The 12,225-nt window shown below is 46.9% G+C and carries 8 protein-coding genes; all 8 read left to right on the top strand.

The features are described 5' to 3' along the window. Positions 1-130 precede the first annotated feature (130 nt). The 8 genes from rhaD (at position 131) to ABGV42_RS14690 (ending at position 12,059) form a co-directional block, all read left to right on the top strand. Positions 131-982: a rhamnulose-1-phosphate aldolase gene (rhaD, locus tag ABGV42_RS14725; protein ID WP_347382296.1), complete on the top strand. Its 852-nt coding sequence runs from the start codon at positions 131-133 to the stop codon at positions 980-982. A gap of 308 nt (positions 983-1,290) precedes the next feature. Next, entirely contained in the window at positions 1,291-2,730 is a 1,440-nt protein-coding gene (locus ABGV42_RS14720) for a 6-phospho-beta-glucosidase (RefSeq protein WP_347382295.1), read from the top strand. 370 nt (positions 2,731-3,100) lie between these two features. Further along, positions 3,101-3,931 (top strand): BglG family transcription antiterminator LicT, encoded by an 831-nt coding sequence (gene licT, locus ABGV42_RS14715; protein WP_347383249.1) that lies wholly within the window; start codon positions 3,101-3,103, stop codon positions 3,929-3,931. Between the two features lie 209 nt (positions 3,932-4,140). Continuing rightward, a complete protein-coding gene (locus ABGV42_RS14710) occupies positions 4,141-6,021 on the top strand; it encodes a beta-glucoside-specific PTS transporter subunit IIABC (RefSeq protein WP_347382294.1) in 1,881 nt (626 codons plus the stop codon). Positions 6,022-6,452: 431 nt separating this feature from the next. Then, a complete protein-coding gene (locus ABGV42_RS14705; RefSeq protein ID WP_347383248.1) occupies positions 6,453-8,270 on the top strand; it encodes an APC family permease in 1,818 nt (605 codons plus the stop codon). Positions 8,271-8,718: 448 nt separating this feature from the next. Continuing rightward, entirely contained in the window at positions 8,719-9,585 is an 867-nt protein-coding gene (locus ABGV42_RS14700) for a carbohydrate ABC transporter permease (protein ID WP_431523649.1), read from the top strand. Further along, entirely contained in the window at positions 9,582-10,403 is an 822-nt protein-coding gene (locus tag ABGV42_RS14695) for a carbohydrate ABC transporter permease (RefSeq protein WP_347382292.1), read from the top strand. Before ABGV42_RS14700 ends, ABGV42_RS14695 begins: the two co-directional genes overlap by 4 nt. 291 nt (positions 10,404-10,694) lie before the next feature. Next, entirely contained in the window at positions 10,695-12,059 is a 1,365-nt protein-coding gene (locus tag ABGV42_RS14690) for an ABC transporter substrate-binding protein (protein WP_347382291.1), read from the top strand. The last annotated feature ends 166 nt before the right edge of the window (positions 12,060-12,225 follow it).

The following is a 12,225-nucleotide window of genomic DNA, read 5'->3' as shown; positions in this document are numbered from 1 at the left end:
AAATAAATAAAGATCATTTATGGTTATATCATTGACTAATAAAGATAAACAAAGGTATAATGAATGTGAAAAAAGGAACTTACTAGTACGTGAACCGTATCAATATTTCCCAAATAAGGAGAGAATCATCATGAACGTGACCCTTAGAAACGAAGCGGCGCAAGTAGCAGGTTGGAATATTCCCTTTATCCGTGAGATGGCGGAGATTACACAGCATATGTGGAAAAATGGCTGGGATGAGCGTAACGGGGGGAATGTCAGTTATCTGCTGGAAGAAGAGGAAGTTGCGAGATATATTGATGTCCATCAGGTTACAAGGCGGATTAAACCGGCATTTTCGGTACATGAACTGGCAGGCAAATATGTTATCGTGACCGCTTCGGGTAAATATTTCAAAAATGTACTCGCCGATCCAGAGAGCAATCTGGGATTGCTGCGTGTCTCGAACGATGGTGAGGAACTGGAAGTGCTCTGGGGGTTGAAGAATGGAGCCAATCCAACGAGTGAGCTGCCTACGCATTTTATGAGTCACATCGAGCGTCTGAAAGTGGACCCGAACCACCGGGTGGTCATGCATAACCATGCCACTAACGTACTGGCGATGACGTTTATCCACGAACTGGATGAAGCCAAATTCACGAAAACCCTGTGGCAGATGTGTACGGAATGTGTGGTCGTTTTCCCTGACGGCGTTGGCATCATCCCGTGGATGGTGCCTGGATCGAATGAGATCGGCCGTGAGACGGCGGAGAAAATGAAGGAATATCATGCGGTCATCTGGCCGCAGCACGGGATCTTCGGAACTGGAACAACCATCGATGAGGCCTTTGGTCTCATTGAGACGATTGAGAAAGCAGCCCAAGTTTACATGTTGGTTGCGGGTCAAGAGATTCGGCAGCGAATTACGGACGAACAGCTGACAACGTTGGCGCAGGCATTTGGAGTTACCCCGCGTGCAGGTATACTGAACTCGAATATTTAACGAATAGATCAATAGAGATTGCGATTCTTGTGGAAAGGGCTATCCTCAAGAAACACCTAAGAAGCTTCTAAATTGGTGAGAAAAGCATAAGGAAAACATCTAAATTAATGGAATTGACAACCGTCCTAAATCTTGGTAAAGTTCTATAAAACCGCATAATGCATTCTGGGAATGTTACCGATATGGGCATAACCTGAGCTGGCTTGTTTACGCTACATGTGTAGACAGGCTGGTTCGGGTTTTTTTGTTGTCTTGGATCGGAAGACGTGGTTGTACATTACTTAATGGAGCTGAAAGGAGAGTTTGGTATGAACAATTTCAAATTTCCCGAAAACTTTTTGTGGGGTGGTGCGATTGCCGCCAATCAGGCGGAAGGGGCTTACCTGGAGGATGGCAAAGGGCTGAGCATCGTGGACCTACTGCCTTCCGGAGAGAATCGTAGAAGCATCATGAAGGGGAATGTACCGGGATTTAAGCCACAGGAAGGAGAATTTTATCCTTCACATGAAGCAATTGATTTTTACCACCGTTATCCGGAGGATATCGCGCTATTCGCTGAAATGGGGTTCAAGGCGCTTCGCGTTTCCATTGCATGGGCACGCATTTTCCCGAGCGGGGAAGACGCGGCGGCAAACGAAGCCGGGTTGCAGTTCTACGACAATCTTTTCGATGAAATGCTGAAGCACGGAATTGAACCGGTTGTAACGCTTGCCCACTTCGATGTGCCGGTCAACCTGATTGAGAAGTACGGGAGCTGGAGAAACCGCAAGCTGGTGAATTTGTTCGAAACCTATGCCAAAACCGTATTTACTCGTTACAAGGGTAAGGTTAAATATTGGATGACGTTCAACGAAATCAACATGCTGTTGCATCTGCCGTTCCTTGGCGCTGGTTTGGCTTTCAAGGAAGGCGATAATGTAAAAGAAATCCAGTATCAAGCGGCTCATCATCAGCTGGTCGCAAGCGCACTAGCGGTTAAGGCCTGCCATGAGATCATTCCGGGGGCAATGATTGGTTGCATGCTTGCAGCGGGCAGCTTCTATCCGTATACCTGCAATCCAGACGATGTATTCCAGGGTATGGAGAAGGACCGGGAGTCATACTTCTTTATCGACGTGCAGTCGAGAGGAGCATATCCAGGCTATGCGAAACGCTTCTTTAAGGATCATGGTCTGAACATCGTGATGGAACCAGGGGATGCTGACATTCTGAGAAATCATACCGTTGATTACATCGGATTCAGCTATTATTCCAGCCGAACGACAAGTACCGATCCGGAAGTGGTCAAGAACATGACCAGCGGTAATGTATTCGGTTCTGTCGCCAACCCTTACTTGGAGAAATCTGATTGGGGATGGACTATCGATCCGAAAGGTTTCCGCATAACGGCCAATCAGCTGCATGATCGCTATCAAAAACCACTTTTCGTGGTCGAAAATGGTATTGGGGCCAACGACGAGGTTGAGCCAAACGGAGAAATTCACGATGATTACCGTATTGATTACCTGAAGCGGCATGTTGCCGAGATGGGAGAAGCGCTGCAGGACGGCGTAGAAATTATCGGTTATACTAGCTGGGGGCCAATCGATATCGTGAGCGCATCGTCTGGCGAGATGAAAAAACGCTACGGTTACATTTATGTAGATTGCGACAACGCGGGTCATGGGGATTTGAAGCGAATCAAGAAAAAAAGTTTCCATTGGTATAAAAAAGTAATCGCATCCGGAGGTACGGATTTGGAGGCATAAGACCATCGTTTGTTATTTAGGAAGGTCCACCAAGCCTGGTGGATCTTCTGCGTAACATGGTTCCTGTGAAAGCGTTGACATATCTGTGAGTTCGCGATATACTTTACGCAATTATATCGTTTTGGGATTGTTACTACATAAAATGTAGGCAAAACCTAAGCATGCAAAAGTAGGCGTCGGTTTATTTGTCGGTCGTACCGGCTAGTCACGCTCCCATGGGCGTTACTTGCTGCCTTACGACAAAAAACTGTCCGTCTTCCGAGAATAACGTTTAAGGACGTTTTTCCGTTTTGTGATGCTTCAGGTTTTTTTTGCATTTCCAAAAGGCGATAGGTTGCAGTTACGAGTGGATCGTGAATGGGGGATGGAAGTGAAAATAGCCAAGGTCATTAACAACAATGTGATCAGCACATATCAGACTGATGGGGCTGAGCTTGTCGTGATGGGACGAGGAATTGCCTTCAAGAAGAAACCGGGAGACAAAGTAGACGAGACCCGTATCCAGAAGGTATTTACCCTTAAGAACAAGCAGACTTCTGATAATTTCAAAATGCTGCTGCGTGAGGTTCAGATCGAGCTGATTGAAATTGTCGAAGAGGTCATCACCCATGCTAAGGATAACATGGGTAGAAACCTGAATGAAAATATCTACGTGTCCTTGACGGATCATATTAATTTTGCGATCGAGCGATATCGCGAAGGCGTCGAGATCAAAAACGTGATGTTATGGGAGATCAAGCAACTCTATAAGTCTGAATTTACCCTAGGATTGAACACGCTGGAACAGATCAAATCCAGGCTTGGATACGAACTTCCCGAAGATGAGGCGGCCTTCATCGCGTTGCATGTCGTCAATGCCGAAATGAATGAAGAGGTCGTGACCACGATGAACATGACCAAATTCATTCAGCAAATCATCAACATTGCGAAATATCATTTCAAGATGGAATTTGACGAGGAGTCCCTTAGTTATTTTCGATTCATTACCCATCTGAAGTTCTTCTCGCAACGAGTATTAAATGGAACGCACTATAACAACAACTATGACCATATCTACGACATGATTAAAGAGAAACATCAAGAAGCAGCAGCATGCACGGAAAAAATCCAAATGTTCGTCAAAAAGGAATACAATCACGACCTGACGAACGAGGAAAAACTGTATCTGACGGTGCACATTGAAAGAGTGGTTAATCGTTAATAAATAAATGTTGACAAATATGGTTTTATAATTATATTATGAGATTAACAGGAAATAAATAAGATTTAACTGGGATTGTTACTGGTTATGCAGGCAAAACCTAAGCCATGAAAGGGTATGCATCGTTTGTGCACCTCTCTTCAAGGCTTAGGTTTTTTGCGTGCAAAAAATCAAAAAGCCTGTCGCCAAAAAACATGGGGGTGCAGAGTATGAGTCATGAAAAGCTGGCCAAAGAAATCGTTCAGCTGGTCGGTGGGGAGAAAAATGTCGTTTCTCTGGTGCATTGCGCAACGCGCTTGCGGTTTGTATTAAAAGACGACGCTAAAGCCGACAAGAGCAAATTGGAAAAATTGGATGGTATCATTGCCGTAAAGGAGAACGGTGGACAATTCCAAGTTGTCGTTGGCAATACGGTACCAGAGGTATACAATGCTATCGGAAAAGTGAGCAACATTTTGGATGATTCCTCACCCAAGGAAAAATCGGGTAAATCCGTCAAAGGTATTGGCGGCATTATCGACGTGATTTCAAGCATTTTTGCTCCGCTTTTGGGTGTCATGGCTGGAGCCGGTATTTTGAAGGGACTTCTGCTGATCGCCAGCAATGCAGGCTGGCTTGAAACAACAGATACAAGCTATATCATCCTGTATGCTGCTGCGGATAGCCTGTTTTACTTCCTGCCGATGCTGTTAGCGGTTACAACCGCGCGAAAATTTCAGGGTAACATTTTCGTTGCGCTGACCATAGCGGGCGCGTTAATATATCCGACCATTATTACGTTGAAAAATGAAGGTACACAAACCGAGTTCTTTGGCATTCCGGTGGTTATGATGAGTTATTCATCGACGGTTATTCCCATCATCATCTCGGTTATCGTGATGAGTTTGTTGGAGAAATGGTTCAATAAAGTTATCCATCAGAGCGTCAAAAATTTCATTACGCCGCTGCTGCTCTTAGTCATCATGGTTCCACTGACGCTAATTGCATTTGGACCATTCGGTGTATATGTAGGTAATGCCATCGCATCAGCTCTGGTTGCCGCATTTGGTTTCAGTCCTTTGCTTGCGGGAGCCGTCATGGGTGCGGGCTGGCAATTGTTCGTCATTTTCGGAGTGCACTGGGGCCTGGTGCCAATCTTTATCAACAACGTTGCGGTACACGGCCGTGATGGCATTAAGCCTGCCGCAACAGCTTCGGTATTCGCTCAGACGGGAGCTGCTTTTGGAGTCATGCTTAGAACGAAGAACAAAAAGCTGAGAACCCTTGCAGGGTCCTCCACGCTGACGGCTTTGTTCGGGATCACTGAACCGGCGATCTATGGGGTTACGCTTCCACTGAAACGCCCATTTATCGCAGGTCTTATCGGAGGTGCGATCGGAGGTGCGATTATCGGCCAAGCGGGGACCCAAGCTTTCGCCTCTGGTGCGCCGGGGTTGCTGACCCTACCGATCTTCTACGGCCCGGGCGGTCAAGGTTTCCCTGGATTGATTATCGGAATTGTCGTTTCCTTTACCGTATCGGCAGTATTAACGTATATTATGGGCTTCAAAGATCCGGTGAGTGAAGAAGAGAATAAGGACGGTACAGCTGAGAAAACCATTCAAATGGCACCCTCGGCGCAGGCAGCAGACCAACTGGTGCTTAGCCCAATCCAAGGCAAAATCGTTGATCTGACGGAAGTTCCGGACCCGGCCTTTTCATCCGGCGCTATGGGTCAGGGCATTGCCATTGAGCCAAGTGTAGGAAGAGTGGTTGCTCCATTTGATGGTACGGTTACTGTGGCCTTCAAGAAAAAACACGCACTGGCTGTCATATCCGACAGCGGTGCGGAAATATTGGTTCATGTCGGTGTGGACACCGTCAAATTGGATGGGCAGCATTTTGTCTCGCATATCAAGGAAGGCGACCGGGTGAATGCTGGAGATCTGCTGTTAGAGTTCGACATTACCCAGATCAAGGCTGCCGGGTATCCTACGGTAACACCGATTATTGTAACGAACTCCGCTAATTACCAGCAAGTGCTGCCGGTTAAAGCAGGTGGAGAGGTTAATGCCCAAGATCCGCTGCTGAGCCTTTACGGTGCAAAGTAGACTACAAAAAACTTCACTATTCAAACCATTATTGTGTTTGTGAGGGAATGGCTTTCGAATTTTGTAGCCACTGCTGTAAGTTACTTAATAAATACATGGGCAAACTTATGGTTAAGTCACAATAGGAGTCATTTGAAACGATAGCACCTTGCAGTGATACAATGTAAATACATGTATTCACCTTCCATAACATAAATGGCCTTTGGTTCGATGAACCGAGGGCCATTTCTTATTTTTCGGCGAACAAACGTCATTTTGGTTCAAAAAAGTTCAAATCACTGATAAAGAACCGCTTTGTTATCCATTATTGAATCGTAGAATGCATTATCACACGCTGGCGATTTTCGGGTGAAATGACGTATTGTCAGGTAGCCTTGGATTTTGCATAATAACAATGCTTCACAGATGAGAGATGGAAGGAAGTAATGATGATGCTTGGCAAAATGAAGAGAATCTTAATCGGCAGACCGATGAAATCGGCTGAACTGGACGCAGAAAAATTGGGGAAATGGAAGGCGCTCGCCATCCTATCCTCCGATGCGCTGTCCTCCGTGGCCTATGGTACGGAACAGATCTTATTGGTGCTCGTTGCGGCCGGATTTGCCGCCTTGTGGTATTCTGTGCCGATCTCCATTGCTGTGCTGGGATTACTCGTCATTTTAATTTTTTCCTATCGCCAGACGATATTTGCTTATCCTACAGGTGGCGGTGCGTACATCGTAGCCAAGGATAATCTGGGGACAACATCCAGCCTGATCGCTGGAGGATCTTTGCTGGTCGATTATATTCTAACGGTTGCTGTAAGTTCATCTGCAGGGACGGATGCTATTACATCTGCTTTTCCAGTGCTTCATGATTACAGCGTAGTGATTGCACTGATGATGATTGTTTTTCTGACGATTATGAATTTGCGGGGAGTTACGGAATCAGCTTCAGTGCTGGCGATCCCGATCTACCTGTTTATCTTTTCGATTGCGGTTTTGATTATATCAGGCAGCATTAAGTTTCTGACGGGTGGCATGGAAGCGGCAGCGCCTGAATTCGGAACAAGTCTGTCTCATGTGAGCATGTTTCTGCTGCTGAAGGCATTCAGCTCAGGCTGTTCCGCTCTGACCGGCGTGGAGGCAGTCAGTAATGCCATTCCGAACTTCAAGCAGCCTGCGGAGAAAAATGCAGCCGGGACATTAATGCTCATGGGATGTATTCTCGGGGTCATGTTTATCGGGATCACCTTGCTGGCCTTCGGATACGGAGTGAAACCGGATCCCCATGCTACGGTCATTTCACAGATTGCCGAAGCAACCTTCGGCAGAGGCTGGATGTATTTTATCATTCAGGGTGTAACGGCACTGATCTTGTTCCTGGCAGCGAATACGGCCTATTCCGCATTCCCGCTGCTGTCCTTCATGATGGCCAAGGACAAATATATGCCTCATATGTTTATGGTTAGGGGAGACCGGCTGGGCTTCTCGAACGGCATTATTTTTCTCAGTGTCATGTCTGCCTTACTGGTTGTTGGATTCAAAGGAAATACGGAAAGTCTGATTCCGCTCTACGCGGTAGGCGTGTTTATCCCATTCACCCTGTCGCAGCTCGGCATGATGATTCGCTGGATCAAGGTTAAGCCGTCTGGCTGGCAGATGAAGCTGCTGGTGAACACAGTCGGTATGCTAACCACACTGTCGATCACTTTGATTTTTATTTTCACCAAGTTCACGCAAACGTGGGTCATCTTTATCTTTTTGCCACTCGTCGTATATGTCTTCATGCGTATTCACCGCCATTACTGCAACATTGCAGATGAGCTGCGCATTGATATCAAGCTCGATAAGCCGGCCCACAAAGGCAACACGATAGTCATTCCGGTAGCTGGGATCACGCGGGTGGTGATGAACACAATCAGTTATGCGCAGACGATGTCGGATCATGTGGTTGCCCTGTATATCGGATTCGATGATGAGTCCATTCGCAAAATGGAGCAGAAGTGGGAGGAATGGAATCCAGGTGTGCGGCTGGTTGTTATTAAATCGAGATATCGCAGCATTATGGGCCCGTTGAAGAGATTCATCGATACCGTGGAATGGAAAACGGCCGAGACCGATCATATCACGATTTTGATTCCGCAATTCATCACCAAGCATTGGTGGCAAAATGTACTGCATAACCAGACCAGCTTCATGATCCGGGCCTATTTAATTAATTATAAAGACGTGATCGTGACGACGGTGCCGTATCATCTTAATCGGTAGATTGCTTTTACCGGAGACTTAACCGAATCGACAAGTTCATTGGACTTATTGTAGATAATTGTAAAAAAAGGATGAGGATATTACGGCATTCCTGTTTATATTTTGATTACACAACGAACCGCAGGAAAACCCCGGAATGGGGGTTCTTGCGGTTTTTCCGTTCGTTTATAAGCACTTAACCTGGCTATGTGAAAGCTTGTTCAAATGGTAAAGCCTCTTGTCCACGATTAACGCTGCGTTGATTCTGAGTGAATTCTGCTGTGACATTCGACTTTTACACTAGATAACGTGGTGTTGAAGTTTAAGTAACGTTCACACACCGAATGCGTAGACCAAGGGGGAAGAAAATCCGATGAGTGAGCTTGACAACCGGATCAGCTTGCCCGCCGCCAGACGGCGCGTATCCGGTACCCAAGAGCGCCGGACAGCTTCGCTGCGAGTGCAGCGGATGCGGGAGAATTTGCTGGCCTATGGTTTCCTGGCACCATCGCTGCTTTTGTTTGCAGTGTTTCTGTTTTACCCAATGTTTAAGTCTGTTTATCTGAGTTTGCACTCCACAGATCCTACCGGTCAAATCGCGGCTTACGTGGGACTGGACAACTTCAAGGCTGTGTTTCAGTCGGGGCTGTTTTTGCAGGGAATGAAAGTAACGCTGCTGTTTGTCCTGTTCACTGTGCCAACCGGCATACTGGCTGCCTTGATTCTGGCAGCATTGACTCACAACCGTTTCAAGGGCATGCGCTTGTTCCAGTTTGTATTCTCTCTCCCGGTTGTATTATCGGTGGGTTCGTCGGCCGTCATCTGGAAGTTCCTGTTCCACCCGACTCTAGGCATGTTGAATTATCTGCTTAGCAAGGTGGGCATCGATCCAATTCCTTGGCTGACCAGTCCGGATTGGGCGCTAGTCTCCATCTCCATCATGACGATCTGGATGAATCTCGGATTCAATTACATCATCTTGTCCAGCGGATTGCAGGGCATCCCGGATGAGATTTATGAAAGTGCGAAGATTGATGGTGCAGGTCCGCTGCTTACGTTTCGCAAAATCTCCATGCCACTGCTTTCACCGACCCTGTTTTTTGTAACAGTCGTTTCGATCATCGGTGCTTTTCAGTCGTTTGGACAGATTAACATATTAACCCGTGGTGGCCCGATGGACAGTACCAATGTATTCGTCTATTCCATCTATCAGGAAGCCTTCGTTAATTTCCGCTTCGGAACGGGAAGTGCACAGGCACTCATCCTATTCGCGGTTATTATGCTGCTGACCCTGATTCAGTTCAAGTGGGTGGAAAGGAAAGTACACTACCAATGAAAACACCATGGACGAAAACACTGTTGTATGCATTGCTTACCATCTGTGCGGCGCTTGTGCTCTATCCGGTGCTGTACACCTTTTTCATGGCAGTCATGACACCTGAGGATGCCAGCGCCTATCCGCCGCATATCATTCCACAGTCGATCGATCTATCCAATTTTACCGAAGTGTTCGATATTGTTCCCATCGGCTCCTTCATCGGAAATACGTTCCTGGTTGCAGGTCTTACGATGCTTGGACAGCTGATAACAGCGAGTATGGCTGCGTATGCTTTTGCCAAAATGCAGTTTAAAGGCAAAAACGTCATCTTCAGCATGTTCGTTGCAACGATGATGATCCCATGGGAAGTCACCATGATTCCCAATTATCTGACGATCCGCAGTTGGGGATGGCTGGATAGTTACCAAGGGCTTACCGTGCCGTTTCTGGCAACGGCATTCGGCACATTCCTGTTAAGGCAGTTCTTCATGCAGCTGCCGAAGGAGCTGTTCGAGGCAGCGAAGATCGATGGATGTGGACATATCCGCTATTTTGTATCGCATGTTCTGCCGCTGTCCCGTCCTGCATTAGGAACGCTTGCGATCTATTCATTCCTGAATATGTACAACTCCTATCTGTGGCCACTGCTTGTAACAAACACGCCAGAGATGAGAACGGTGCAGATCGGAATTTCAATGCTGGAGTTTCAGGAATCCACGGCATGGAACCTGGTGTTTGCCGGAACGGCACTGGTTATCCTGCCTTCGTTGCTGCTGCTCGTTTTCGGGTTGAAACAGCTTGTCCGGGGGATGGCTGCAGGCGCACTGAAGGGCTAGTTAAGTAAATATGTTGTGCATTCAGGTTGGCGGGTTTTGTTACCCAGGAGCGAATAAATAAGGCGCACTCTTAAAATCATTTTTGGAGAAACTGCGAAAGTAGTGGAGGGGACGAAGTCGATTCTGAAGAAGCGAAGCGTTTGCGTTTAGCACCGGATTATCCCTCTAAAGAGTGGATAAAAGAATCCGGGGATAACAGCAATCTGAAGAACGATTCGTGACCGCAACGGCCACCTTGCAGAATTCCCAAGATTGATTTTTGAAATGAGCCACAAAAAAAGGAGAGAGATTATGCGTTTGAAAAAAAGAGGCACATTTGCATTGATGTTGGCTGCACTCATGTTGGTGATATCCGCCTGCGGCGGCAAAACAGAGACAAGCAGTCCGGTAAGTGGAGCTCAAGCGGATGCGGCATCTGCTGAACCAACTCAACTGACGTGGTGGCATTCCATGTCCGGAGCAGGGGAGAAAGCCATTAACCAGCTCGCTTCCGATTTCAATGCAAGTCATCCGGATATTCAGGTGAAAGCAATCTATCAAGGGAAATACGATGAGAGTCTGAACAAGCTGAAAGCATCCATGGGATCGGACAGCGGTCCGGACATCATCCAGGTATACGAGATCGGCAGTAAGTTCATGATCGATTCGGGCATGATCACACCAGTACAGAATTTCATCGATAAGGACAAGTTCGACCTGTCCCAACTGGAGCCGAATATCATCCGTTATTACACGATTGATGGCAAACTGAACGCGATGCCTTTTAACACATCGAACCCGATTCTGTACTACAACAAGGATATGTTTAAGGCAGCAGGTCTTGATCCGGAAAACCCGCCGAAGACATATGAAGAGTTTGAACAAGCGGCCAAAGCGCTGGCAAAAGACGGCAAGCCAGGTGCATCCATGGCGATTTACGGCTGGTTTATGGAGCAGTTCTTCGCAAACCAGAATGCAGATTATGTAAACAATGGTAACGGAAGAGACGGAGCTGCAACGGAATCTCTCTTGAACTCCGAAGCGGGTGTAAAGACGCTGACATGGTGGAAAAAGATGATTGACGAGAAGACCCTCTCCAATCTGGGTCGCAGCACAGACGATACAACGGCAGCGTTTACCGCAGAGCAAATCGGCATGACACTGGATTCCACCGCTGGGCTGCGTAAAATCGTGGAGGGCGCTGGTGACAAGTTTGAACTGGGAACAGGCTTCCTGCCTCGTCCGGCAGATGCCAAAGAAGGCGGCGTGGTTGTAGGTGGCGCAAGCTTGTACATCATGAACAACAAATCGAAAGCACAGCAGCAAGCTGCTTGGGAATTCATCAAGTACTTGGCTACACCTGAAGTACAAGCCAACTGGAGTGTTGCGACAGGATACTTCCCAATTACGACAGCAGCCTACGATCAGCAAGTATTAAAGGATAATATGGCGAAGTACCCGCAATTCCAGACAGCAGTCGACCAATTGCACGCTTCCGCTGATTCGACAGCAACATCCGGGGCTGTAATGGGCGTATTCCCGGAAGCCAGACAACTTGTCGAAGGAGCGATCGAGACGGTACTGAACGGACAAGGTACACCGCAAGAAGCGCTGGATGCAGCTGCGAAGCAAATTACAGACAAGATTGCACAGTATAACAGCACGGTGAAGAAGTAAGGTATTATTTTATAGTTTGGAAGAGTGGGTACAGCAATTAGGCTGTATCCACTTTTTTTACTTTCATGAAGAAATTGAGAATGTATTAAAACCAGTTAGATGGCAATTTAGAAGAAAAATAATAAAAAGAAATGAACAAAAAAATATGTATTAATTTCTCCAAAAT

This window comes from Paenibacillus pabuli, assembly GCF_039831995.1.
GTDB classification, from domain to species: domain Bacteria; phylum Bacillota; class Bacilli; order Paenibacillales; family Paenibacillaceae; genus Paenibacillus; species Paenibacillus pabuli_C.
This window is presented reverse-complemented; position numbering and strand designations above follow the sequence as displayed.